The following is a 23,441-nucleotide window of genomic DNA, read 5'->3' on the forward strand; positions in this document are numbered from 1 at the left end:
GTGCATATTTCGCATTACAGCTTCGGCGCCCCGCGCGGCGCCGGCCTTCTCCTGCGGATGGCGTTGCTTCCCTGCGCCGCCTTGCCGCACCACGCGTTCGCGCAGGGCATCGAGCGGAACCCAGCGCCGGTTCTCCGGCCGGAGCCCGCCGATCCGGCGCCGCCGCTCGAAATCGACCGCAACGACGATCCCACGCCGCTGGGGGTGACGCTGACTGGGCTCACCCTCGTCAGGGGCGACGCCGCGCCGGATCCCGGCGGCCCCGGCGTCACCCTGAAGGGGTTGGCGGACGCGCCCTGGCTCGCCGATCGCCTGCGCCATTTTATCGGCACCCCGCTCTCGCGGCGCGAGATCAGCGCCATCAAGGCGGCGATCGCCGGGGCCTATCGCGATCGCGGCCGTCCCTTCGTCCATGTCTCGGCACCGGAGCAGGATATCTCCGCCGGCCATCTGACGCTTCGGGTCGAGCCGTTCCAGCTGGGGCAGGCGCGGGTATCCGGGCGCGGCGCAGCGGATGCGAAGCACGTCGCGGCGGCGATCCGCCAGCAGCCCGGTGCGGCCATCGACGCGCAGACGATGAGCGACGATCTCGACTGGCTGAACCGCTACCCGTTCCGTCGGGTAGAGGCGGTGTTCGAACCCGGCCGCGACTATGCGACGACCGACGTCACCTATGTCGTGACCCGCGAGCGCCCTTGGGCGATCGGCGGCGGCTATGCCAATACCGGCAGCCCGAATACCGGGATCGCCCGCTATTTCCTCTACGCGCTCGCCGGCATTCCAGGCCTGCGCGATGCCTATGGCAGCTATCAGCTCACCACCTCCGGCCAGCGCCTGGCGGGGCTCGGTGCCGACCCCGGGGGCAGCCGCCGCTATGTCAGCCATGCAGGGCGGATGTGGATCGCGATCGCGCCGCGGACCAGCCTGGAGGCGAATATCGGCGACATTCGTTCCAACCAGCCGTTCGAGGCGTTCGACGCGCGCCAGCACACCCGCGAAGTTGGCCTTACCCTGCGCACCTCCCTGGCGAATGTGGCGGCGGGCGTGCGGGGCGAGGTCTATGCCGGGCTCGACTGGAAGGAGCAGACCAGCCGCCTGCTGTTCGGCACCATGCCCGTGCGCCCGCAATCGCGTTTTCATGTGGGGCAGGTCACGGCGGGCTATGCGCTGCAGGCCGTCGACGGGATGGGATCGACGACGCTCGACATTGCCGTCCATGTCAGCCCCGGCGGGATCGACCGGTACAGTACGGCTGCGGTCTATGAGACGGCGTCGCTCCACCAGTTCGGCGCGGCGCGCTATGCCTATGTCAGCGGCCTCGTAGCGCGGCGCACCCGCTTCCGCGGGTTCAGCCTGGTGCATCAGCTGAACTGGCAGTTCGCCGGCGTCGCGCTGCCGCAGACCGAACTGCTCGGGCTTGGCGGGCGGAACCAGGTCCGCGCCTACACGCTCGACGACGGGGCGTTCGATCGCGGCTTCGTGCTGCGCAACGAGATGCGGCTCGATCCGGTGCGGATCACGCAGGGTGCGCTTCCCTCGACGATCGAGCCGTGGCTGTATCTCGACGGCGGCTATGCCGGCCGCCTGCGCGGGGGGGCGGGCGGCCCGGTCGCCGCCGCCGGGGCGGGGGCCGACTGGGGGCTCGGCCGCCGCCTCGTCGTCTCCGGCGACGTGGGGGTTGCAATGCGGACGCTGGGCAATACCAAGGCCGGGGACGTCAGGGCGAATATTCGGGCAACGGTGAACTTTTGAGCAGGACCGGGGGCAACAACGAATCCGACGCGGCGCGCCCGACGGCCGGTGCCGCGCCGGGCCTGGTGTGCGTCACGGGGCTGCCCCGCGCCGGGTCGACCCTGCTGTGCCAGATCCTTGCCGCGCACCCCGCCATCGCATGCGAAGGGTTGAGCTCTCCCCTGTGCAACACGTTGCTGGCGATCCGGCGACAGGTGAGCCAGGACGACTTCTTCCTCTCCCAGCTCGATCACGCGCGCGACTCTGCCTATGGCCGTCTCCAGGCCGCGATGACCGGCTATCTGCGGGGCTGGCTGGGCGGGGCGGACCGAACGCTGGTGGTCGACAAGAACCGCGCCTGGCTGCACTGCATCGAGATGCTGCTGGAACTGGCGCCGGAGACGCGGATGATCGTCTGCCTGCGCGACCTGACCCAGATCGCCGCCTCGATCGAGGCGCAGCACCAGAAGAGCATCCTGATCGACTTCGCCGACGGTCTGGCCGATTTCGACCGGTTCGGGCGGATCGACGCGCTGTTCGGCAAGGGCAGGGTGGTGGGCGATGCGCTGGTGTCGCTCCATGCGATCAACGATCTTCCGGATGCCGTGCGCGAACGCCTGTTCTTCCTGCGGCTGGAAGATCTGCTGGCGCACCCCGCCGCGGTAACCACGCGCCTGTTCGACTGGCTGGGGCTGCCGGCGCACGCGATCGATTTCAACGCGCTCCCGCTGGGGCCTGCCGAAAGCGACAGCCATTTCCGCCTGAAATATCCGCACACGCGCCACGCGCGACTGGCACCCTTGCCCCGAAGGCCGCTGCCGCCGCGGATCGAGAAACAGATCCACACCGCGTGCCGCTGGTATTACGAACAATTTTATCGCGATGCGCTGCTGTCCATAAACTAGGTTTCGGCTGCGCAACGGCCCTGGAGTGATCCGCTTTCGCTGGGATTTGCGCCACAAGGCTCAACGACGACCAGCGAATCGCCCGCTTTTGGCGGCGAAATCCCGAGCTACGCGATCACGCCGGAGGCGCTGTCGACCGACGCGGACGATTTCGACAATATCAACATCGATGCCGATCGGGGCTAGGCGCTCGAGAGGGCGGAGCCGGTCATCCTCCGCGCGCCGCCTGCCCGCGCAACGCCTTGCGCACGCCAGCCACGATGCGGCCGACGATGACCTCGACGCCCCGAGCATTCGGGTGCATCCCATCCGCCTGGAGCAGCGCGCGATTGCCGGCCACCCCGTCGAGGAAGAACGGGTAGCGCGCGACGCCGTGCTTCCTGGCGAGCGCGGGGTAGATGCCGTCAAAGGCGCCCACATATTCCGGCCCCAGATTGGGCGCGGCGCGCATGCCGGCGAGCAGCACAGGGATGCGCCGATTATGCAATTCGGTGAGGATCGCATCGAGATTGGCCCTGGTCTGCGCCACCGGAAGGCCGCGGAGCATGTCGTTCGCGCCGAGCTCGACAATGACGAGATCGGGCGTCGTTCCCAATCCGCGCAGCCCCCACCGCAAGCGGGCGCGGGCCTGCGCGGCCGTGTCGCCGGCGACGCCGCCGTTGCGCACCGTCGCCTTTACGCCTGCCCGACGCAACGCCGCTTCCAGCCTGGCGGTGAACCCCAGGGCAGGGGGGAGGCCATAGCCGGCGCTGAGGCTATCCCCGAACGCCCAGATCACCGGTGCGCGCGGCGCGGCATCGGCGCTCGGCGCAAATACGAGGACCGAGAGCATCGCGAGATGGACAATCCCCCGCAACCCTCCATATCGCTTCGGGCGTGACCATGGCATCCCCCTCCGATAGCGCGCTGATCGACGCGCGCAACGTTTCGCTGTCGCTGGGCAGGGCCCCCGCCCGGGTGGAGATTCTCCGCGGGATCGACCTGCGCGTGTCCGCCGGCGAAAGTGTTGCGCTGCTCGGGCCCTCGGGATCGGGCAAATCGTCGTTGATGGCGGTGCTCGCCGGGCTGGAACGCCCGAGCGGTGGCACCGTCTCGGTCGCCGGACTGGACTTCACGGCGCTGGACGAGGATGCGCTCGCCGTCGCGCGGCGCGGCCGCATCGGCATCGTGCTGCAGGCCTTCCACCTGCTGCCGACGATGACCGCGCTGGAAAATGTCGCGGTGCCGCTGGAACTGGCCGGCGCGCGCGACGCGTTCCCCCGCGCCGAAGCCGAGCTCGCCGCCGTCGGCCTCGCGCACCGGACCGGCCACTATCCCGCGCAGCTCTCCGGCGGCGAGCAGCAGCGGGTAGCGATCGCCCGGGCGCTGGTCGGCGGCCCGGCCCTGTTGTTCGCCGACGAACCCACCGGCAATCTCGATACCGCCACCGGTGCCGCGATCATGGACCTGCTGTTCGCGCGGCATGCTGCCAGCGCGACGACACTGTTCGTCATCACCCACGATCCCGCCCTGGCGGGGCGGTGCGCGCGGGTCGTCACGCTCGCCGACGGGCGCATCGCCACCGATCGGCAGCGCGCATGAGCATCGCCTGGCGGCTGGCGCTGCGCGACCTGCGCCGCGGCGGGCGCGGGCTGGTGCTGCTGATCGCCTGCCTCTTCCTCGGCACCGCCGCGCTGGCCGGGATCGGCAGCCTCGCCGCCAGCATGATCGCTGCGCTCGACGCGAACGGGCGGCAGATCCTGGGCGGCGATGTCGAATTCACCGTCTCGCAGCGCCGCGCCACGGTGGCGGAGCTTGCCGCCTTCGCAGAAGCGGGCCGCGTGTCCGAGACGGTGTCGATGCGCGCGATGCTGCGGAAAAGCGCCGACAGCCCCGCGATGCTGATCGATCTGCGCGGGACCGACGCGGCATGGCCGCTGGTCGGGCGCTTCCGGCTCGCGACGGGGGCGCTGTCCGGCCGCCCCCAGGGTCGCGAGATCGCGATCGCGGCGGCGACGGCCGATCGGCTGGGCGTGAAACCCGGCGACCGCGTGCGGCTGGGCTCGGCATGGCTGCGGGTGATCGGGATCATCGCCGAGGAACCCGATCGGCTCGGCGCGGGGTTCACGCTCGGGCCGCCGGCGCTGGTCGACCTTGCCGGACTCGACGCGACCGCGCTGGTGCAACCCGGCAGCCTGTACGAAAGCCATTATCGCATCGCGCTCGCGAAGCCTGCGGACGCAGCCGAGGTGCAGAAGCGCCTGCTCGTCCGCCTGGGCGGCGCGGGCTGGACGGCGCGGACCAGCGACCGCGCAGCGGGCGGGCTGCGGCGCGGGATCGACCAGTTCGGCCAGTTCCTGATGCTGGTCGGGCTCGCCGCGCTCGCCATTGCCGGCGTCGGCGTGGGGAGCGGCGTCGCCGCCTATCTGGCGGGCAAGACCCGGATCATCGCGACGCTCAAGGTGTTGGGCGCGACCTCGCGGACGATCGCGGCGATCTTCCTTACGCAACTTGGGGCAGTCTCGGCGCTCGGGATCGGCAGCGGCCTGCTGGTCGGCGCGGCCGTGCCCTGGCTGCTGACCCGCTTCGTCGGCGCGGCGCTGCCGGTGCCGCCGCGCCTTGGACTCTATCCGCTGCCGCTAGCCACCGCCGCGGCGCTGGCGCTGCTGGTGGCGTTGCTGTTCGCGCTGCCGGCGCTCGCCCGGGCGCGCGACGTGCCGGCGGCGACCTTGCTGCGCGACGCGCTCGGCATCGGGCGCAGGCCGTCGGCGATCGTGCTGGGCCTGATGGCATTGCTGGTGGCGGCGCTGGTCGCGCTTGCCGTCCTGACCGCGTCGGACCGGCTGCTCGCGCTGGGCTTTGTCGGTGCGGTGGCGGCGCTCATCGGGCTGTTGTGGAGCTTCGGCCTCGCCATCCGGTTCGCCGCTTCGAAACTGCCCCGGGCGCGCACGCCGCTCCTGCGGCTGGCGATCGCCAACCTGCATCGGCCCGGCGCGCAGACCGATCGGCTGGTGGTCGCGTTGGGCCTGGGCTTCTCGCTGTTCGTCGCGCTGGCGGTGATCGATGCCAGCCTTGCCGCCGAACTGCGCAATGCCGCACCGGCCAAGGCCCCGCGCTTCTTCGCGATCGATTTGCAACCGGAGGATGCCGCGACCTTCTCCCAGGCTGTCCGGAGCGTTGCGCCGGGTGCCACGATCGAAACGCTGCCGTCGCTGCGCGGATCGGTCGTCGCGCTGCGCGGCCAGCGGGTCGCCGACATGAAGACGCTGCCCGAAGGCGCCTGGGTGCTGCGCGGCGACCGCACCCTCACCTGGTCGGCCACGCTCCCGCCCCGCAACACGGTCGTCGCCGGACGTTGGTGGCCGGCGGACTATCGCGGCCCCCCGCTCGTCTCGCTGGAAGACAAGGCGGCTGCCGCGCTGGGCCTGAAGGTGGGCGACAGCATCACCGTCTCGGTGCTCGGCGTCGACGTGCCGGCGCGGATCGCGGCATTGCGCAAGATCGACTGGGGCGGGCTCGGGCTCAACTTCGCCATCGTCTTCTCGCCCGGCTATATCGAGGAGGCGCCGCACGGCCTGCTCGCCAGCGTCTACGCAGACCCCGGGCGCGACGGCGCGGTGATGCGCAGCGTGGGAACCGCGCTCCCTTCCGTCACGCTGATCCGCGTCGGCGACGTCATCGGCCAGCTCGGCGCGGTGCTCGGCCAGGTCGCGGTGGCGATCCGCGCGGCGGCGGCGGTGACGGTGGCGGCGGGCATCGCGGTGCTGATCGGCGCGGTCTCCGCCTCGGCCCGCGCGCGGCGCTACGATGCGGTGATCCTCAAGCTGCTCGGCGGCAGCCGCCGCCAGGTGCTGGGCGCACAGGCGCTGGAATATGCCATGCTCGCCGCCGCCCTGGTGCTGGTGGCGGTCGGCGTCGGCACGGGCGCGGGATGGTATGTCGTGACCCAGGTGTTCGCCATCGCCTGGGCGCCGCGCTGGGACATCGTCGCCGCGACGGTGGCGGCCGCCGTCGCAGCGACGCTCGGCATGGGGATCGTCGGCAGCCTGCCCGCCCTGCGTGCCCGGCCCGCCGCGGCGCTGCGCGACCTGTAGCGGCGGGTCGCCAAAGCGGGTAGGAGCGCTGCCCATGAACCGCAGACAGTCGAAGAAAGACCCCTATGGCGAGTTGCTCCGTGCGGAGGAGCCGCCCGAAGCGCCGGTGTTGTGCTGGCTGTGCGGCCGACCGATGGGCAAGACGACCGTCTGGCACCATCCGGTGCCGAAGAGCCGCGGCGGGCGCGATGTCGTGCCGATGCATGCGATCTGCCAGCAGACGCTGATCGCCAACTTCACCAACGCCGAACTGCAGCGCCACGGCACCGACGTCGAAGCATTGCTGGCGAACCCCAACGTCCGAAAGTTCGTCGACTGGGTGGCGAACAAGGATCCCGATTTCACCGCGACCACCGCCAAGAAGCAGCGCTGATCCGCGTCACGCGGGTCACGCCGTCAGCGCCTCTTGCCGCCCTGCTTGCGGGAGCGGCGAAGCCCGGGCGGGCCGCTATTCTCGCCATCCTCCCGGGCTAGCTTGCGCCAGCGTTGCACGCGCGCAGGGTCGAGCGTTCCTTCCGCGATGGCGGCACCGATAGCGCATCCGGGTGCATCGAGATGGCTGCAATTCGTGAATCGGCATTCGAGCGCTACGGCGGTCACGTCGTCGAAGACTTCGGTCACGCCGGTCGCGACGTCGGCCATCTGCAGCTCGCGCATGCCGGGCGTATCGACGAGCCAGCCGCCCCCGTTCACGCCACCGCCGAGGCGATGCATCTCGCGGACGGTGGTGGTATGCCGGCCCTTGCCGTCGTCCGCGCGGACGGCCTGGGTCGCGATGCTGTCCGAACCGCGCAGCGTGTTGACCAGCGTCGACTTGCCGACGCCGGACGATCCGACCAGCGCGACGGTTTCGCCCAGGCCGCAATAGCCCGCGAGACGGGCCGCCTGCGCCGGATCGCGGCCGTCCAGCACTTCGACGTGCAGGCCTGCCTGCAGCGCGCGTGCTTCGGCAACGAAGCGCTCCGGCGTCGCCGTCAGATCGGCCTTGGTGAGGACGACGACCGGACGCGCTCCGACTTCGCGCGCCAGCACGAGATAGCGCTCGATCCGCGCGACGTTGAAATCCTCGTTGCAGGAGGTGACGATGAACAGCGTATCGACGTTGGCGGCGATCAGCTGCACCCGGCGATCGTCGCCCGGCGCCGGCCGCTTGAACAGGCTCGTCCGATCGAGAATGCGCACCAGGCTTCGGGTTGCCCGGTCGATCAGCAGCCAGTCGCCGACCGTGGGGCGATCCTCCGGGCCGCCCGGAGTGGGCAGGGTGGAGGCAATCGAATCCTCGAACCCCTCGCCCAGGACGGTCACTCTTCCGCGATGCACCGAAAGCACGCGGACGGGCTGGCATTCGAGGCGCTGCTCGGCGGAAAGCTGGTCGCTGAAAAAGGCTTTCCAGCCGAGCTGCGCAAGCGTGGAATCGGTCGTGTCGGTCGACACCTATCCGGCCTGCGGGTCGGCGGACTCCACCTCGTCGGCCGTTCCCTGCCCGGCAGCGCGCTTCTCTGCCTTGGCTTGCGCCTTCTTCGCGGCCTCCGCTGCCTTGTTGCGCTCGCGCTCACGGCGTTCGAAGTCATAATTGGGTTTGCGTGCTATGTCGTTCTCTCCAGAAGTCCCGGTCCGATCCGGGCAAAACGCTCGGGACCGCAGCCGCATTGCTACACGGATCCGTCCTGCACGGCTAGCCGGCCGGCAGGAGATACGCGTGCAGGGGCCCGGTTGCCCCGCGCCATTCGTGCGCGCTCCGTTCCGGTGGATCGGTTTCCCGGTGCCCCTTGGAGCAGCTCGCGCCTTCCCCAGCCATGGGCTAGTATCGTGTTGTAAATATTGGCCCACATTCGAATGGAGGCTCCCGCGCATGAGGCCCGCCAACGCCAAGGTCCGGCCGTGAGGCCGCGCCCCGATCCGGTCGGCCCGGGCCAGGAAAGCGTGTGGGACTTTCCTCGCCCCGCCGTCGCGCAGGCGATCGACGCCCATATCCAGATCGAGCATCACGGTCGGATCCTGGCAGACACGCGGTCGGCGATCCGCACGATCGAGACGAGCCACCCGCCGAGCTATTACATCCCCCGCGCCGATATCGCCGAGGGCGTGCTGCGTCGTGCCGCCGGCAGCTCCTTCTGCGAGTGGAAGGGAACGGCCGGCTATTGGGACGTGGTCGTCGGCGATATCGTGCTGCCCCGGGTCGGCTGGAGCTACGCCGATCCCACGCCGGGCTTCGCCGCCTTGCGCGATCATGTCGCCTTCTATGCAGCGCCCTTCGATCGCTGCCGCGTCGACGGGGAAGTTGTGATCCCGCAGCCGGGGGACTTTTATGGGGGCTGGATCACATCGCGCGTGGTGGGGCCGTTCAAGGGCGTGCCCGGCAGCCGGGGGTGGTGACGCCGTAAGAGCAGCGATGGCGAACGTCTTGCCCGTGACGTGGGTGCAAGCCAGGCAGACCTTCTCCCCACGCGGCCCTGCCATCTAATCGAATCGATGATGGCAGGGGCACGCGAGACACCGCATGATCGTCGCGCGATCAAAGGAGTTCCGCGATGACATCGATAGGCTCGTCTCTCGCTGCAGGAGCGTCCGCCGGAATCGGGCTGTCACCGCCGAGCCCGCCCGATTGGGCTGCCGAGGTGATGCGCTGGGCCTCGCCCGACGGATTGATCCTGCATGCGGCCCGCCCGGTATTGGCTGCGGGACTGCGCCAGTCGGGCGCGGGCACCGGCACGGACTGGGGGCAGAGCCTCCAGCGCATTCTCGACGACCCGCGCTCCGTCGCATCGTTCCAGGCGGGCATGCGGCAGGGCATCTTTGAAGGCGGAAAGTCTCTCGTGGAAGGTGTCTGGGGCCTCGCGAAGACCGCCTATAATGCCGGCCCCGCCGGGTGGCTGGTCGAAGGGGCGCAGCGGATCGGCGTGCTGGGCGAGGTGCCGTCCTGGGCACCCGATGCGAGCCGCGTGACCGATCAGGGGGCGGCCATCGGTGGCGCGATCACCGGCTATATGCGTGAGGTCGCCCATGATCCGGCGAAGCTCGGCAACGACGTGAAGGGCTGGATCGCTGCGAACTGGGACGGCCTGAAGGCCGATCATGCTGCTGCGGCCGCCAGGGGGCCTGCCGCCGAGGCCGAATGGTGGGGCAAGATCACCGGCCGCGCGACCTTCGAGGTCGCGGCCATGGTCGTACCCGTCAGCAAGTTCGCGACGGTCGCGAAGGCCGGCGAGGCGCTGAATCTGGCGGCACGCGCGGGCACGATCGGCAAGACCTTCGCCGAGGCGGCCAAGGCCGGCAAGCTCGACACGCTGTTCACCGCCGCTCGGCACGCTGGCAGGACGGCGGAGCTCGTTGCCGAAGCGCGGGTGGCCGGACGCCTGCCCGAGCTGGTTGCCGCGGCCCGCAAAGCGCCCGATGGCGTCGGGGCCCTCGCGCGCGAGGGCAGGCTCACGCTGGGCGACATCGCGGGCCTGCAAAAGAGCGGTGGCATCAGCGGCGTGGAGGCAACGACGGCGCGGCGCGCGGTTGCGAGCAGCGCCCTGCAGACCATGCTCCAGCGCGCGCCTGCCGCCAAGGCCGAGGTCGATGCCCTGGCGGACAGCATTGCCGGCGCGTTCGGCGGCCGGGTCGCCAAGGCGCCCGTCAAGAGCGAAGGTCGCGCGATCGAGAAGATCATGGCGGATTACGCGGGCGATGCGAGCCGGATCAAGGACCTGGTGCGCAACACGATCATCGTCGATGCCAAGGACATCGGGCGGGTGGTGTCGCGGCTGGAGGCCGCCGGTGCCAAGGTGAAGACCGTCGCCGCGGCCGGCGATCCGCTCGGCTATAGCGGTATCAACGCGACCATCGTCACCAAGAGCGGTCTCACCGCCGAGATTCAGGTCAATACCGCGAAGATGATCTTCGCCAAGGAAAGTGCCGGCAACGCCCGCGCGATCCTGGGGGATGCCACCTACCAGGCGATCGCCCGCGAAGCCGGCGTGCCGGGCGGGCGCGGCCATGAACTCTACGAACAGTGGCGGGCGCTGCCCCCCGATTCCGCGCAGGCGAAGGCCATTGCCGCCGAGAGCCGCGCTTATTATGCCCATTTCCGCTGAGGAACGACGGATGACTGGAGTCATGACTATGGAGAAGGGCGACTTCTTCCAGGAACGGGACCGCTACCTGTTCGAGCCGTTCGAGGAAGCGTTCTTCCACTGGGACCATCGCCGCCGCACCGTGCACATGAAGTTCGTGGGGCAGGATTTCGACGTCGAGGTGCCGCACGACCATCGCATCTTCAACGATGCGATCCTGAGCGGACGCGAGGTGGACAAGACCGCCTATGAGCGCGGGAGCGCGCAGGGCTGAGCCCCGCCCCGAGGCGGTTCACAGGGCGCCGGTCAGGACGCGCGGGGAGATCGCTTCTTTGACAGGGCAGTGAGCACCCGACCCGGCCGGTATTGCGGACCTGCCTCTGGGACTTCAACCGTTGGTCGCCAATCGCACGGGCGCGTCCGCAAACGCTTCCGCGACGACCTGCCCGATCTGCCGTGCAATCCCCCGGGTCAGTTCGGGCGGCACCTCCACGGCAAAATCCCGCGCAACAAGCCCGTCGATTGCCCACCGGACACAATAGTCGGCGGCGACGCCGATCACGGTGACCTGCTCGATGCCACCCGCCCGCAAGCCTGCAAAGAACGCGTCGCGAGCCTCAGTTTCGCCGGTCCCGATCGCCTCGATCACCAAATCGGGCTCCGCCCACATGTCGAACACGCCCTTCTCGATCCGGTACGTTGGAATGCCCGGCGCTATGGCATTCGCGTCGAGCACATTTTGCCAGCCTGGCGTGCCCCGTACGCAGTGGATCGGGAATTGCTCGGCTTCGGCAGACCCCGGGTAGCTGTCGGCGAGGTGGGTGTCGAAGGTAAACAGAACGCCCGCCGTTTCCGCCGGATCGAGCGCCGCCAGCCAGGCCTGCATCGGCCCGATCAGCGTCTCGGCGCCGTCCACCGCCAGCGCGCCATCGGCGTGCATGAAGTCGGCCTGGGTATCCACCACCACGATGAAGCGCTGCATGGTCTGTCTCCTTGTCCGTTTGACATATATGCAATCCGCGCATAAGTAAAGTGCATAACGCATATAAGGTCGAGTCGATGGACGAAGCAGCCTTTCTCGAAACCTATGACGCCGCCGCCTATGAACGTCCGTCGGTGGCGGTCGACCTCATCCTGATGAGCGTGGTCGACGGCGCACCGGCGGTGCTGCTGACACGACGCGACCAGCCGCCCTTCGCCGGTGCCTGGGCGCTGCCCGGTGGCTTTGTCGGGATTGGGGAGAGCCTCGACGAGGCGGCGCACCGGATCCTTGCCGCGAAGGCACGGATGGCGGACGCCTATGTCGAACAGCTCTACACCTTCGGGGCGGTCGAGCGTGATCCGCGCACGCGCATCATCAGCGTCGGCTATTTCGCGCTGCTGCCCGCCGATCGCTTCGCCGCTGCGCTGAAGGCCGCGCCCGAGCTGGCGCTGGCGGAACTCACCGTGCCGTGGTCCGGCGAGACGGGCGGCCCGGTCGAGGCGCGGATCGGCGAGGAGGATCCGCTCCCGCTCGCTTTCGATCACGGCGCGATGCTCAGCCTCGCCGTCCGCCGGCTGCGCGGCAAGCTCGATTATTCGGGCATCGCCTTCGCGCTTCTGCCTGAGCGGTTCACGCTCCGCGCGCTGCAGGACGTCTATGAGGCGATCCTCGACACCAAGCTCAACAAGCCGGCCTTTCGCCGCCGCATGCTCGATCGCGGCTGGCTGGAGGCGACCGGCGAACGCGAGACCGGCGCGTCGTTCCGGCCGGCCGAACTCTACCGGTATCGCAATCCAGAAGGAGACGCATGATGGCCCAGGTTCGCAACTTCCCGTTCGTCGCCCAGTTACGCGCGGACGCGAGCAGCCATGTGATCCGCTATCGCAAGGGGAGGGTCCGCCAGAGCGGGCGGGGGCTCGTCTTCTGGTTCCGGCCGGAAACTGCCAGCATTGCCGAGCTGCCGATGGACGATCGCGAGATGGCGCTGTTCGTCAAAGGCCGCAGCCAGGATTTCCAGACGGTGGCGGTGCAGGGCACGCTGACCTGGCGGGTCGCCGATCCGGAGCTGCTCGCCGCGCGCGTCGACTTCACCATCGGCCTGAACAGCGGCAGCTGGACGGCCGAGCCGATCCAGCGGATCGAGACGCGGCTTGCCGGGCTCGTCAACCAGGCGGTGCTGCAATATCTGGCGCAGGCGCGGGTGCAGACGCCGACCTTCGAAGCGCTCCAGCAAAAGGCCGACCAGGCGACCTTCGAGCGCCGCGCGCTGGCGGTGGAGAAGGAGCGGGCGATCGCCGAGAACGAGCTCGCCAACCGCACCGAGCTCGCCCGCCGCGAACAGCAGCTGATCGCCGAGGAAGCAGCGAACGCCCGTGCGCGCGCCGCCGGTGTCGCCGAAGCGCAACAGGTCGAGACCGCCGCCGAGGCGGAGCGCATCCGCGCGGTTGAAAGCGCCAAGGCCGAGGCGGAGCTGGCGCACATGGCGGTCTATCGCGACCTGCCGCCGGCGGTGCTGCTGGGGCTCGCCGCGCGCGATCTGGCGGGCAAGCTCGACACGATCGAGCATCTGAACGTCACGCCGGACCTGCTGGCGACATTGCTCGGCGAGTTCCGCCGCGTCGCGCCCGCGCTGCCGGCGAAGTGAGGGGGCGATGCCGACCAACAGCCCCCGCGCGGTGTTCGTCACCCGCGAGACTGACTATGAACTGCTGCTCGCGCGCCATGCCACGCGCGAGCAGGCCCGCTTCTTCCTGGAGACGCGCGGCCAGCGGATTGAAGTGCTTGAAGAGCGCGACCGCCAGCTACACGACGCGCTGAAGCAGGCGCGGCTTGCGGTGCCGGGCGACTGGCGGCAGGCGCATGTCCGCCGCCCGGATCTCGACCGGTTCCTGTTCGGTCCCGAGGACGTGATCGTGCCGGTGGGGCAGGACGGGCTGGTCGCGAATGTCGCCAAATACCTGACCGGGCAGCCGGTGCTCGGCGTGAACCCCGCGCCCGATCTGTACGATGGCGTACTGGTGCGGGTGGACCTGCGCCATTTGCCTGAGCTGCTGCGCGCCGGCGCCGCTGGGAAGGCGCCGATCGAGCACCGGACCATGGTGGAGGCGCGGCTCGATACCGGCGAACGGCTGCTGGCGCTCAACGAGGTGTTCATCGGCCATCGCAGCCATCAGTCGGCGCGCTACAGCATCGCGGTTGGCGGGGCAGGGGAAGACCAGAGCTCGAGCGGCCTGATCGTCGCCTCGGGAACCGGCGCGACCGGCTGGGCGCGCTCCATCATGGAGGCGACCGGCACGCAGCTTCCGCTGACGCCCGAGGAGCGCGCCATCGCCTATTTCGTCCGTGAGCCCTTCCCGAGTATCGCCACCGGCACGTCGATCCGCGCCGGCAAGCTTGCCGAGGGCAGGCTGCAGGTCACCTCCCGGATGAACGACGGCGGCCTGATCTTCGCCGACGGGATGGAGCAGGATTTTCTCGGCTTCGACTGGGGCCGCCGCGTGTCGGTCGCGCCGGCTGCGGATGCGCTGCGCCTCGTGGTGGCAGGAGGCTGAAGGAAAGCGCTGCCGCCCGCATTCCGCCCGCGCCTTGTCCGCACCAACGGGTCTACGCTTTCCAACCCGACCATCGCCAAGGCTTGCGGCTTCGATGCCGTATCGAAGGCCAAGCTGGTCGCCCGCGAGGCATCCCGATCCGCAATCATCCCGCCTCCGGAATGCGCTTGATCCTCGAGCCTCGCTTCATGGCGTCCTTCGGCGCCGTGAAGAACGCTCGTGGCTCGAGCGAAATCATTCTGTGGTCGCTCGCGGGCATCGGCGAAGCTCTTCGCCTGACGCCGTTCCATGCCGCGCTCAGGCGTCGGCGCGCCGCATCAGGGCCGCGATCTGGCCCAGGCTCCGCTTCCCGCCGCCTGCAAGCAGGCTGGCGCGGAACACGCGGCCCAGCAGCCAGACTTCCAGGACGATGAACGCCGCCAGCGTCACGCCGGAGCCCAGCACCTCCCAGGTCGGGATCCCGCTGCCGAGCCGTGCCAGCACCGTGAAGGGCGTGTACAGTGGGATCCAGGTCAGCACTTCGACCCCCACGCCGCCGGCCCCGCGCAGCACCGCCTGCACCAGCAGCGTGAACGGCATCATGATCACGAGGATGACCGGCGTGAGATAGCCCTGCGCGTCCCGCATCGAATCGCTCATCGCGCCGATCACCAGGAACAGCATCGACACCATCACATAGCCCGCCGTGAAGAAGTAGAGGATCGCGGCCACGCTGCCGATCGACGATACCGGCGCCAGCGCCGGGCGGATCAGCTCGGCGATGGCGCCGTGGGTGGCGTAGGCGGCGAAGGCGCCGCAGGCCGCCCAGGTGACGATCATCGACAGGCCTACCCCGACGGTGCCGACCAGCTTGCCGTACATCAGTTCGTTGGGCGAGACGCAGGCCAGCACCGTCTCCAGCAGCTTGTTGCTGCGTTCCTCCACCGTGCCCTGCAGCATCCAGCTGCCCGAGAGCACCAGCGACATCATCAGGATATAGGCGCAGGCCAGCGGCAGAATCGAGCGGATGAACACGCGCTCGCGCCCGCTGCCTTCGGGCGGCGTGGTCACCTGGATCGCCGGCCCGATCGCGCTGGCGGCGACGGCAGCCTGGGGCGGCAGGCCGTTCGCGGTCAGATAGCGGGTGCGCAACTCCTGGGTGAGCACCGTCTGCAGCTTGGCGACGAACGCGCCGCGCGGCACGCCATTGGCCCAGAGGCGGACCGCCGGCGAGGCGCCGAAGTCGCGCGGGATAAGCACGACATAGTCGATCGGCCTGGCCTGGGACTTTTCGCCCGGGTGGAGCAGCGGTTCCAGCGCCTTGTCGATCGCGCCCGGTGCCGCGCGCACCACCGAGGCGGGAGGCTCCACCACCCGATAGCCGGCCTCGGGCGCCTTGAAGCCCTCGGCATCCTCTCTCGAAACGCGGGCGATTGCCCGGCGCGCGCCTTCGACACCGCCTTCGGCCGTGAAGCGTGCGACATCGGCGTCGCTGTACCAGCGCTCCGGCTGCGCCCAAAGCGCATCCGGCGCGGCCTTTTGCAGGTCGTGCCGGCGGACATAGCGGGCCAGCGCATCCAGGGCGGCGCGCTGCTCGTCCAGCTGGATCCGCTGGCGCAGCGCGGCGCCGACGGTGCCGCCGGACTGGTCGACCAGCATCACCGTCTCGGTATCGGACTTGTCGAGGAAGCGCGAGAAGACCGGCCCGAAGCCGAACGCCGCCGGCAGGATCAGCAGGGTGAACCAGAAGCTGCGCGTCATCGCGATCTGGCGGAACTCGCGGGCCGCCACGAGCATGATATGCTGGAGCATTAGCGTGCCTCCCCGCCGACGATATGGAGAAAAACCTCGTGCAGGCTGGCGCGACGCTGCTCGAACCGGCGCAGCGTTACCCCTTGCGCGGTGCAATATTCGAGCAGGTCGCCGGGATCATGGCCCGGCTGCAGACGCACCGTCCATTCCTGCCAGGCGCCGTCGCTGCCGCGCAGCTGCGCGTCGATCACGCCGGGCAGCCCTTCCGGGGAGCGCTGCGCGGCGAGGTGGATCTCGACCGGCAGCGTAGCGCGGGCCGCATCCTGCGTGCCTTCGAACAGCTTGCGCCCGCGGGCGAGCAGCAGCAGGCGATCGCACAGCCGCTCCGCATGCTGCATGACATGGGTGGAGAAGACGACGGCCGCGCCGCCCTTGGCCGCGCGGACGATCTCGTCCTCCAGCAGGCCCTGGTTCACCGGATCGAGGCCGGAAAAGGGCTCGTCGAGCAGCAGCAGCTGCGGCTTGTTGACCACCGCGGTCGCCAGCTGGACCTTCTGCGCCATGCCCTTGGAAAGCTTGTCGACCGATGTCTTGGCGAACGCGGCGAGGCCGAACCGCTCGAGCAGCACCTTGCCCTCGGCGCGCGCATCCGCCGCGGCCATGCCCTTCAGCCGCCCGAAATAGACGATCGTGTCGATGGCCGTCATCGATCGGTAGAGGCCGCGCTCCTCGGGCAGGAAGCCGAGCAGCGCGCTGTTGCCGCGTCCGGGCGCCCGGCCCAGCACGGCGATGGTTCCTGCATCGGGGCGCAGAATGTCGAGCACCATCCGCAGCGAGGTCGTCTTGCCGGCGCCGTTGCCGCCGAGAAACCCGAACACCTCACCGGCCGCGACGGAGAAGCTCAGATCCTCCACCGCCGTGAAGTCACCGAAGCGCTTGACGACATTCTGCAGGCGCAACGCATCCATTACCGACCCCCCGATCCAGCCCGGAAGTCTAGCGGGTGTAGCGATCGGCTACAACAGTCGACTGTGCTCAGCCCTGGGAAGGCCGTCGCACCGCATCGAGCGCAGTGAACACCAGACCGGCGCCACACGCACCGACAACGAACGCGCCGAAGCCAAAGCCAAGCGTTTCGGCGGCACCTCGCAGCGCAAAGCCAAGAAGGCCATCGTCATACGCCGCGAAAGCGCTGCGGGTTGCCGGAATCAGCAGGAGCGTGGCCAGCGCCCCCAGCCCTACGACGCCCTCCACCGTGTGACTGCGATCCCCTTTGATTTCCCGGAGCATCACGGCCGCAGCGCCCAACGGAATGAGCCATAGCGCGTAGCCGAGCCAGGGTGCGACCTGAAAGAATATCGTCGACCAGCCACCATTGTTCCGCGCCCGCTGGCGTTCAATCTGTCGATGAAAGTCGAGCGATGCGAACTGCCGATCGACGGCGTCGGACGCGGTCCGCGCGGCCGCGATGCCGGAATAGACTTGGTAGATTCCGGTCAGGCTCGCGCAACATTTCTCGTCGCCGGAGCCGTTGTCGATAAAGGGGAGGAAGAGCGCGGCAAGCAGCAACAGCAGCGCCAGCAGGAACGGCGGGCGGGTTGCGAAGGACGGAAGCCGGCCGCCCGCGGTGCCTTGGCCAAGGCCTTGCACCGACCATGCGGGGGCCGGGGACGCCTGCATTCTGTAGATTTCCGTCGCCTGGCCGCTCAACGCGACGAAATCGACCTGGTCCTGCGCGGCCGGCGGCTGCACGTCTTTCCAGTCGAGGGGCGTGAAGCGATAGCGTTGCCCGTCTTCGCCAAGGATGATGCCGGATCCGCTCTCTACGCCCAGTATCTGCCCTTTCATATATTGTCCCTCTCTGGCGGCTTCCCACTACCGCGCGTCGTCCGTCGCGGTTCCATCGTCCGGCTGGTCCAAGATGCCCTCGGTCGGCGGCATCATCGGCGACACTTCATGCCCACGCCGCTGGCGATACGTGTTCCGATCGGGCACTCGCGCACCGAGGACACTGCGCGCGCCGAACTGGATATGCCGAAGATGCGTGTCTTCCCAGGTGCCAGCTGCATGCGAAAATAGCTGCCGAACTGCGGATCGCAGGAGCTTCGACTACCTTGTTGATACACCGCTGCGACGCACACAAAGGCTTCAACCGGCTGCGTGCAGCTGTTCGTCATCTCAAGCCGCGAACTGTCGTAATAACCATGTTTTTCGATGATGCGGTTGGTGGTGAAGCAGGTCTGGCCGCCGGGGGGAAAGGTATCCTGGGCCGAGGCCGGGGGCACCGTGGGCGGCAGGATCAGCAGTCCGGCTGCGGCACAGGTGAGCAGAGCGATCCGAAAGCGCATCGAGACAATCCTTTTGCTGGAGGAAGATGCTTCACCGACAGACATAGTCCTCGACCTCGACGGCCGACTTGCGCCCTTCGGCGATGTCGATCACGAACCCGCCATCACCTGCGCCCTGGTACATGCAGCCCGGCGGAAGGGGCACGCGCGCCGTGCCGCGCAGCCGTTTTTCGGCGGAGAAGCTGCCGTCGTCGCGCTTGGTGACCTGAACGTAGAAATAGTCACCGCGACCGATCCGGGCGCCGAGCGGCACCGGGAATCGCGACGCGACCAGCGACATCTCGCGCTTCGCAGGGTCCCGGTGGAAGGCGTCGATCACTTCATCGAAGCAATAGCCCTTGAGCAGCATCGTCTCGGGCCCGCAGCCCCCGCCGGGCTCGACGAGGTAGCGCGCCCGTCCGGCGGCCGTGACGACCTGCGGCGGCGGTGGTGGCGGTTGAAGTGCAGCTTCCTGTGCCAAGGTCTGGGCGATTGCGGCCCGGTTGTTGGCGATCGCCGCGCGCATCGACTGTTCCGCCGCAGTGCCCGCGGTCAAAGCCAGCCGTGCTTCCGGCTTGTCCACGCGCAGATATTCCTGCCCCGCGAAGCCGCGCTCGTCGCAGGTGCCGATCGACAGGGTCTTGCCGCTGAGCAGCACGCAACTCCCGTCGAACATTGCCCCGGTGGCGGGCTGGTAGCCGAAGTCGTTGGTATTTCGTCCCGAAAGCGTGCCCGCATTCTGGGCCAGTTCGAAGATGGTGCGGCTGACATAGCCGCTGGGGGACGTCGCCGTGCCGGCATAGGAGAGCTGGGTCGGTCGTGCGCGTGCGGCGCGGGCGATCGCGTCCGCACCACCGGTATAGAGGAGCGCGAAGCCCTCGGCGCTGCCCAGAAAGCTGCTGGCGCCCCAGAAGCCTGCCTGCGAGCAGCGCCCCTTGTAGCTGTTGCTTTCGATCTTCAGGGTGCAGACCCCGTCCTTGATCTTGCCGGTAACGGGCGAGCTGCGGGACAACCCGGCCAGGAGTCCGCGCGTGGCCGCCGCGCCCGAAAGCTTGCCGCCCGCCTGGTTGAGCGTGACCGTCACCGTTTTGCTCTCGCCGCCGGTTGACAGGAGTACGCCGCTCCATTCGGCGGCGGTGCCAAGCGGTGGAGCAGGATTCGCCAGCGCCAGGTCGAAGGGCTTCAGCGTCGCGATCGGAGGGCGTGCGGCGGCGGGCTCGGCGATCGCTGCGGACGGCACCTCGCCGGAGCCGTCCGACTTCGTGCAATCCCCTTCGACCTGGTAGCTGCCGCGCGCTGCATACCAGGTGGCATAGTGCGGGCGCGTTCGTTCGAGCTTCAGATAGTCCGGATCATCCCGGGGGACGTCGAAATAGCATGCCTTTGCAGCGCTCCCGTCGGGTGCAATCTCAAGCCGGACGATATGGTTGTTGCAGTCGTGGCTGCGACATGCCTGGTACACGATCCACCCGCGCTCGAGTTCCAGGGGGCTGGTGGGGCCCCCCTCTGTCAGGATCGAGTCGCGGACGATCTTGTCCGGGACGATTGCCCTGACCCGTTGCTGAACGATTGGGTTGGAGAGGAACGTACTGCTACCGACCCGATCAGACGCATATTTCCCGATATAGCGGCGCAGGGCGCCCGGGCTCGGTCGTGCAGCCGCCTGTGCCTTGGGGGGCGTCGCGGCGGGCGGAGCCAATGCACGAAGATGGGCTTTGAGGCTCGGCATTTCCGGCAGGTTCTCAACGTCCGCGATCCGCCAGCCATTCGGGCGCTTTACAAGCACCAGCACAAGCGTCCGGTGCGCTGCCGCGTTTGCGAAGCCGAGTTCAACCCGAACGCGAGCGGCTGCCCCTTCAGAACGCAGCAACGTCGTGCGGTAGGTGGAGAAGCGGTCCTGGCAGCCGCAGAGCGGCTCGAAGTCGATTGCGCCGACGTCATCACCTCGCGCCTTCGCTGCCGTATCGGCTGCACTGATCAACGCGAGCAGCGTCGGATCGTAGATCGTCGCGCGCCGTGGCGACGAATCCGCTCGGCGCGTGCGCAGGTCCTGATAGACGCTGTCCACAAAGCGCTGCGGGGTTTGCGCCTGCGCTCGCGGCGGCGTTCCTGGCGGCTTGGGCGTCGGCCTGGATGGCTTGTCGCCGACGCCGACATAATCCAGCCAGCCGTTCTGGAGCCCCATGGTCCCGTCCTGTGCGTTCGCGGCGCAGGGGGCGATGCCGGTAAGGGCGGCAATCAGCAGCAGCGGGAGCGTGGACACGCGCATGGGACCCCTGGAAGAACGGTGGCGGTCCTGTGGGGGAGGCGTTGCTTGGCCGCCGGCTACAGGCGCTGAAGATGTTGCCGCATCGGTGGCACCGCCAGCGTCGTTCCCATCGCTCGCGCAGCGCGGGACAGGGGCAGCTATTGTGCACGAATCCTTGCCAGGCGAAGAAACCAGATGTTGCCGCAGGGCGCGAGGGGCCGTCACGGCTTCGCGGTGCCGACGACGGATACGGAGCCAAGCCGCGCATCCTGCCAGCGGCCGTCGACGACGTAGCTGAGCACCCGGCCTTCCAGTACACCGCCGTCCGCGCGGGCATGATGGCCCACCAGATCCACCGTTGCGGTGACGACGATCGATCGGTTTCCGCTGTTGCGCTCCAGCACCTTCGCCGCGGCATCTGGGGCCAGCGACCAGCCATGCGCATCCTCGGCATTGACGAAGTCGATCTGGAACTGCTTGCCGCGATAATTCCAGCTCATCGTGGTGCCGTTGCTGAACAGGTCGATATAATATTTGCCGGCCTGCGCATCATATTCGCTGAGATTGGCCTGGACGTGCAGCACGACCCGGCCGACGGCGGCTGCCTCGTCGCTCAGCCGGCGGAACTGCGCCTCGAGCTTCTGGCGGACGGTGCCGCGCTGGAACTCGTTGGCGCCGCTGCGACGGACATCGTCGTCGATCCATTCCTGCAGCGGTGCCGGCGGCGCGAACGAATAATAAAGCAGCGCGACATTCTGGTCGTCGGGATTGTCCAGCGTCGTCCCGTTCGGCCGCAGCGGCGCGGTGGGAGCCGGTGCATCAGGAGCGACCACTTCCGTACCATTTGATGCGCCGGATGAATCCGCGGACGGGGGAGGGGGCGGTGGCGGCGGAGTGACCGCCGGCGATCCGCTATTGTCGGCAGAACCTGGCGCGGCCGGGGCGAAATAGTCGCATCCCGAAAGCGTCCATGCGGATCCCAGCGCCAGCAAGGTGAGGGCGGTGCGGTTCATAGCGTCGTCTTCCCGGCTTGCGCGGCGGCGCGCTGCTGCTCCTGGCGTTGTTGTGTCTCGGCCAGGGCACTGATCTGGGCCTCGGCGTCCTTGATGGCGCGCAGCGCCGCGTCATGGTCCACCAGCGCGACGCCGACCCCGGCGGCCACGCCTTGCTGTCTCGCAACGGTGGAAATCTCCTGGATCATCCACGCGTTGACCGTTCGCCGGCAACCTTCCCGCAACCGCAATGGTGCATCGTTCCCGAAGCCGGCGGTGTCGCGGCACGGGGCGAAATCAGGGTTCTGCGCGCTTATCCTTTGGCCGCGACTGTCGAAGATCCAGCTATAGTGCGGGCTGAAATCGAGGTTCCTGTCGGGCTGCTGGCCATATTTCGCCACGAGGTCGCGCTCGACGACGGCGATGTCGCGTTGAGCGTCGGCGGGGAATTGCTCCTCCCGCATGACAGCGATCACTCTTTCCTTGCCTGGCAGGCCGGCGAGGTACAGCCGCACTTCCTCATCGACCTGCTCGAAGCTGGGTTTCTCCGCCGTGCATGCCTTCAAGGTGCTCGGGTCCGCCGGGTCGCACCCCGCGATCTTGCCGCGCTTGGCCGTGAGCATGGTCAGGGACGGCTTGCCGTCGGGCAATGCAGGCAGCCGGAAGCCGGCATGACCTTCGTAAAAGTGAAAGGCGCCGTTGCGGCAGCTCAGCAGCGTTTTTGCCGTGGCCAGGTTCATCCCCAGCCGGATGCCGGTCACGTCGTCGGCCCCTGCGCCTCCGCCCGGTGCCGGGCAACTCGCCTGCTTGGCCGCCGCGTTCTCGCCGGTTCCGCCGTTGCACCCGGAGACCAGGGCAAGGGCCAGCCCCGATACGCAGGCGGCGGGGAGCATCCACCGCGCCCTCACAGCCCCGGCGTCCTGCGCAGGAGGCCAAGCGCAGTGAGGATCAGGCCGACGCCCGCCAGGCCGATGATCCAGTCGCCCCAACCCAGCGACACCGCGCTGCGAACGGCTGCCTCGGCAGAGCCGAACTCGTTCGACAGCGCCTTCGCCAGCAGCTCGCGCCCCGCCCAGGTCGCGCCAAGGCTGACCGCGGCGAGCGCGCCGGTGACGAGCTCCACGATCCGCATCCGCTTCTGCCGATACTCCAGTACCAGCAGCAATGCGGCGCCGGCGGGGATGAGGTAGAGCACCCACAGGAAATCGATGATGGTGAGGGCCAGCGACGCGGTGCGTAGCGCGGCCTGCGATTCCGCCAGTGCCTGTCCGCCATAGGATGCCGCCCCCGCGCTGGCCGAGAACTGGCGCATCATCGCCACCGATTCGGCGAGCGGCGCCCGAACCTTCCCGGCCATGTCGACAAAGCCGCCGAGCGATAGATCGGCGCCGCCGACCGACAGCCAGGTAAGGCCGAAGGTGGCAATCAGGATCAGCATCGCGAGAATGACTTGCGGTCGGATCGCCAGCGCCGCTTTCAGCCGCGGCAGCAGCTGGCTCGCGTCGCCCTGGCTGAGTGCCTGCTCCGCGGCAGAGAGCCGCGACTGGACGGCGTTGCCGATCGCGCTGCCGATGTCTGCCCCCTTGAACGGGTAGATCTGCTCGGCTTCGCTCCCGTTATCGACGAAATCGACCGCGTCGCGGGGTGCCGGCGCCGTCGGTCCGCGCCATTCGCCCAAGATGAAACTGTACCGCTTGCCGTCTTCGCCAAGTATGGCGCCGATCGAGCCGTCAAATCCCAATATTGTTCCCCGCATCTCTGCCCTCCACAGGTGGCGCATGGGTTCAACGTGGAAAGCAAAGCTTCCCGCGCCCATTCCACCGGTTCGTTTCGATGGGGAAA

22 protein-coding genes are annotated in these 23,441 nt (G+C 68.7%); 11 read left to right on the plus strand and 11 right to left on the minus strand.

Going from position 1 to position 23,441, the window contains the following annotated elements; genetic code table 11:
• Together SPI01S_RS14140 and SPI01S_RS14145 are read left to right on the plus strand one after the other, a co-directional pair.
• Positions 1 to 1,752 (plus strand): ShlB/FhaC/HecB family hemolysin secretion/activation protein, encoded by a 1,752-nt coding sequence (locus SPI01S_RS14140; protein ID WP_066723704.1) that lies wholly within the window; start codon positions 1 to 3, stop codon positions 1,750 to 1,752.
• Entirely contained in the window at positions 1,749 to 2,636 is an 888-nt protein-coding gene (locus SPI01S_RS14145) for a sulfotransferase family protein (protein WP_084253473.1), read from the plus strand. Before SPI01S_RS14140 ends, SPI01S_RS14145 begins: the two co-directional genes overlap by 4 nt.
• Positions 2,637 to 2,844: 208 nt before the next feature.
• On the opposite strand, the gene SPI01S_RS14150 is transcribed toward SPI01S_RS14145, so the two are convergent.
• Positions 2,845 to 3,468 (minus strand): arylesterase, encoded by a 624-nt coding sequence (locus SPI01S_RS14150; protein ID WP_066723707.1) that lies wholly within the window; start codon positions 3,466 to 3,468, stop codon positions 2,845 to 2,847.
• Between the two features lie 50 nt (positions 3,469 to 3,518).
• On the opposite strand from SPI01S_RS14150, the gene SPI01S_RS14155 reads away from it, so the two are divergent.
• From SPI01S_RS14155 to SPI01S_RS14165, 3 genes are read left to right on the plus strand one after another with little or no spacing between them, the layout of a single operon-like run.
• Positions 3,519 to 4,217, plus strand: coding sequence for an ABC transporter ATP-binding protein (locus SPI01S_RS14155; protein WP_066723710.1), 699 nt, complete (start codon positions 3,519 to 3,521; stop codon positions 4,215 to 4,217).
• Entirely contained in the window at positions 4,214 to 6,709 is a 2,496-nt protein-coding gene (locus tag SPI01S_RS14160; RefSeq protein ID WP_066723712.1) for an ABC transporter permease, read from the plus strand. Before SPI01S_RS14155 ends, SPI01S_RS14160 begins: the two co-directional genes overlap by 4 nt.
• 34 nt (positions 6,710 to 6,743) lie before the next feature.
• Positions 6,744 to 7,082 carry a hypothetical protein gene (locus tag SPI01S_RS14165; RefSeq protein ID WP_066723714.1) on the plus strand — a complete coding sequence of 113 codons (339 nt, stop codon included), beginning with the start codon at positions 6,744 to 6,746 and terminating at the stop codon, positions 7,080 to 7,082.
• A 23-nt stretch (positions 7,083 to 7,105) separates the two neighbouring features.
• Here SPI01S_RS14165 and rsgA read toward each other — a convergent pair whose 3' ends face one another.
• Positions 7,106 to 8,143 carry a ribosome small subunit-dependent GTPase A gene (rsgA, locus tag SPI01S_RS14170; RefSeq protein WP_084253474.1) on the minus strand — a complete coding sequence of 346 codons (1,038 nt, stop codon included), beginning with the start codon at positions 8,141 to 8,143 and terminating at the stop codon, positions 7,106 to 7,108.
• A 447-nt stretch (positions 8,144 to 8,590) separates the two neighbouring features.
• On the opposite strand from rsgA, the gene SPI01S_RS14180 reads away from it, so the two are divergent.
• The 3 genes from SPI01S_RS14180 to SPI01S_RS14190 all read left to right on the plus strand — a co-directional run bounded on the left by SPI01S_RS14180 (position 8,591) and on the right by SPI01S_RS14190 (position 11,041).
• Complete coding sequence (locus SPI01S_RS14180; protein WP_066723928.1) at positions 8,591 to 9,085, plus strand: DUF427 domain-containing protein; 495 nt, start codon at positions 8,591 to 8,593, stop codon at positions 9,083 to 9,085.
• A 155-nt stretch (positions 9,086 to 9,240) separates the two neighbouring features.
• Positions 9,241 to 10,788: a hypothetical protein gene (locus SPI01S_RS14185; RefSeq protein WP_157084702.1), complete on the plus strand. Its 1,548-nt coding sequence runs from the start codon at positions 9,241 to 9,243 to the stop codon at positions 10,786 to 10,788.
• 10 nt (positions 10,789 to 10,798) lie between these two features.
• Positions 10,799 to 11,041: a hypothetical protein gene (locus SPI01S_RS14190; RefSeq protein WP_157084703.1), complete on the plus strand. Its 243-nt coding sequence runs from the start codon at positions 10,799 to 10,801 to the stop codon at positions 11,039 to 11,041.
• Positions 11,042 to 11,155: 114 nt separating this feature from the next.
• On the opposite strand, the gene SPI01S_RS14195 is transcribed toward SPI01S_RS14190, so the two are convergent.
• Positions 11,156 to 11,749, minus strand: a complete 594-nt coding sequence (locus tag SPI01S_RS14195; protein ID WP_066723721.1) for a cysteine hydrolase family protein — start codon at positions 11,747 to 11,749, stop codon at positions 11,156 to 11,158.
• A 77-nt stretch (positions 11,750 to 11,826) separates the two neighbouring features.
• Here SPI01S_RS14195 and SPI01S_RS14200 point away from each other — a divergent pair, with 77 nt between their 5' ends.
• From SPI01S_RS14200 to SPI01S_RS14210, 3 genes are read left to right on the plus strand one after another with little or no spacing between them, the layout of a single operon-like run.
• Positions 11,827 to 12,561, plus strand: a complete 735-nt coding sequence (locus SPI01S_RS14200) for an NUDIX hydrolase (protein ID WP_066723932.1) — start codon at positions 11,827 to 11,829, stop codon at positions 12,559 to 12,561.
• The gene (locus tag SPI01S_RS14205) at positions 12,561 to 13,394 is read left to right on the plus strand and encodes a band 7 protein (RefSeq protein ID WP_066723724.1); all 834 of its coding nucleotides are present in this window, start codon (positions 12,561 to 12,563) and stop codon (positions 13,392 to 13,394) included. Before SPI01S_RS14200 ends, SPI01S_RS14205 begins: the two co-directional genes overlap by 1 nt.
• 7 nt (positions 13,395 to 13,401) lie before the next feature.
• A complete protein-coding gene (locus SPI01S_RS14210) occupies positions 13,402 to 14,301 on the plus strand; it encodes an NAD(+)/NADH kinase (protein WP_066723727.1) in 900 nt (299 codons plus the stop codon).
• A gap of 297 nt (positions 14,302 to 14,598) precedes the next feature.
• On the opposite strand, the gene SPI01S_RS14215 is transcribed toward SPI01S_RS14210, so the two are convergent.
• The 8 genes from SPI01S_RS14215 to SPI01S_RS14250 form a co-directional block, all read right to left on the minus strand.
• A complete protein-coding gene (locus SPI01S_RS14215; RefSeq protein WP_066723729.1) occupies positions 14,599 to 16,092 on the minus strand; it encodes an ABC transporter permease in 1,494 nt (497 codons plus the stop codon).
• Entirely contained in the window at positions 16,092 to 17,000 is a 909-nt protein-coding gene (locus SPI01S_RS14220; RefSeq protein WP_066723732.1) for an ABC transporter ATP-binding protein, read from the minus strand. The genes SPI01S_RS14215 and SPI01S_RS14220 overlap by 1 nt, the downstream gene beginning before the upstream one ends.
• 67 nt (positions 17,001 to 17,067) lie before the next feature.
• Complete coding sequence (locus SPI01S_RS14225; RefSeq protein ID WP_066723735.1) at positions 17,068 to 17,880, minus strand: hypothetical protein; 813 nt, start codon at positions 17,878 to 17,880, stop codon at positions 17,068 to 17,070.
• Positions 17,881 to 17,972: 92 nt separating this feature from the next.
• On the minus strand, positions 17,973 to 18,380 hold the full coding sequence (locus SPI01S_RS14230) for a hypothetical protein (RefSeq protein WP_066723737.1): 408 nt from the start codon (positions 18,378 to 18,380) through the stop codon (positions 17,973 to 17,975).
• 31 nt (positions 18,381 to 18,411) lie between these two features.
• Positions 18,412 to 20,622 (minus strand): YqhG/Tai3 family protein, encoded by a 2,211-nt coding sequence (locus SPI01S_RS14235; protein ID WP_218017617.1) that lies wholly within the window; start codon positions 20,620 to 20,622, stop codon positions 18,412 to 18,414.
• A 206-nt stretch (positions 20,623 to 20,828) separates the two neighbouring features.
• Complete coding sequence (locus tag SPI01S_RS14240; RefSeq protein WP_066723741.1) at positions 20,829 to 21,440, minus strand: DUF4852 domain-containing protein; 612 nt, start codon at positions 21,438 to 21,440, stop codon at positions 20,829 to 20,831.
• 176 nt (positions 21,441 to 21,616) lie between these two features.
• Positions 21,617 to 22,492, minus strand: coding sequence for a hypothetical protein (locus SPI01S_RS14245; RefSeq protein WP_157084704.1), 876 nt, complete (start codon positions 22,490 to 22,492; stop codon positions 21,617 to 21,619).
• 11 nt (positions 22,493 to 22,503) lie between these two features.
• Entirely contained in the window at positions 22,504 to 23,355 is an 852-nt protein-coding gene (locus SPI01S_RS14250; RefSeq protein WP_157084705.1) for a hypothetical protein, read from the minus strand.
• Positions 23,356 to 23,441: the final 86 nt, after the last annotated feature.

Origin of the sequence: Sphingomonas pituitosa NBRC 102491, from assembly GCF_001598435.1 — a bacterium.
Lineage (GTDB): Bacteria > Pseudomonadota > Alphaproteobacteria > Sphingomonadales > Sphingomonadaceae > Sphingomonas > Sphingomonas pituitosa.

Bases quoted from the DNA above. Each gene is read 5' to 3' on its own strand.
- SPI01S_RS14160 (WP_066723712.1), top strand. From the start codon at position 4,214: ATGAGCATCGCCTGGCGGCTGGCGCTGCGCGACCTGCGCCGCGGCGGG.
- SPI01S_RS14210 (WP_066723727.1), top strand. From the start codon at position 13,402: ATGCCGACCAACAGCCCCCGCGCGGTGTTCGTCACCCGCGAGACTGAC.
- SPI01S_RS14205 (WP_066723724.1), top strand. From the start codon at position 12,561: ATGGCCCAGGTTCGCAACTTCCCGTTCGTCGCCCAGTTACGCGCGGAC.
- SPI01S_RS14225 (WP_066723735.1), bottom strand. From the start codon at position 17,880: ATGAAAGGGCAGATACTGGGCGTAGAGAGCGGATCCGGCATCATCCTT.
- SPI01S_RS14230 (WP_066723737.1), bottom strand. From the start codon at position 18,380: ATGCGCTTTCGGATCGCTCTGCTCACCTGTGCCGCAGCCGGACTGCTG.
- SPI01S_RS14185 (WP_157084702.1), top strand. From the start codon at position 9,241: ATGACATCGATAGGCTCGTCTCTCGCTGCAGGAGCGTCCGCCGGAATC.
- SPI01S_RS14165 (WP_066723714.1), top strand. From the start codon at position 6,744: ATGAACCGCAGACAGTCGAAGAAAGACCCCTATGGCGAGTTGCTCCGT.
- SPI01S_RS14155 (WP_066723710.1), top strand. From the start codon at position 3,519: ATGGCATCCCCCTCCGATAGCGCGCTGATCGACGCGCGCAACGTTTCG.
- SPI01S_RS14215 (WP_066723729.1), bottom strand. From the start codon at position 16,092: ATGCTCCAGCATATCATGCTCGTGGCGGCCCGCGAGTTCCGCCAGATC.
- SPI01S_RS14200 (WP_066723932.1), top strand. From the start codon at position 11,827: ATGGACGAAGCAGCCTTTCTCGAAACCTATGACGCCGCCGCCTATGAA.
- SPI01S_RS14245 (WP_157084704.1), bottom strand. From the start codon at position 22,492: ATGCTCCCCGCCGCCTGCGTATCGGGGCTGGCCCTTGCCCTGGTCTCC.
- SPI01S_RS14220 (WP_066723732.1), bottom strand. From the start codon at position 17,000: ATGGATGCGTTGCGCCTGCAGAATGTCGTCAAGCGCTTCGGTGACTTC.
- SPI01S_RS14150 (WP_066723707.1), bottom strand. From the start codon at position 3,468: ATGCTCTCGGTCCTCGTATTTGCGCCGAGCGCCGATGCCGCGCCGCGC.
- SPI01S_RS14250 (WP_157084705.1), bottom strand. From the start codon at position 23,355: ATGCGGGGAACAATATTGGGATTTGACGGCTCGATCGGCGCCATACTT.
- SPI01S_RS14195 (WP_066723721.1), bottom strand. From the start codon at position 11,749: ATGCAGCGCTTCATCGTGGTGGTGGATACCCAGGCCGACTTCATGCAC.
- SPI01S_RS14190 (WP_157084703.1), top strand. From the start codon at position 10,799: ATGACTGGAGTCATGACTATGGAGAAGGGCGACTTCTTCCAGGAACGG.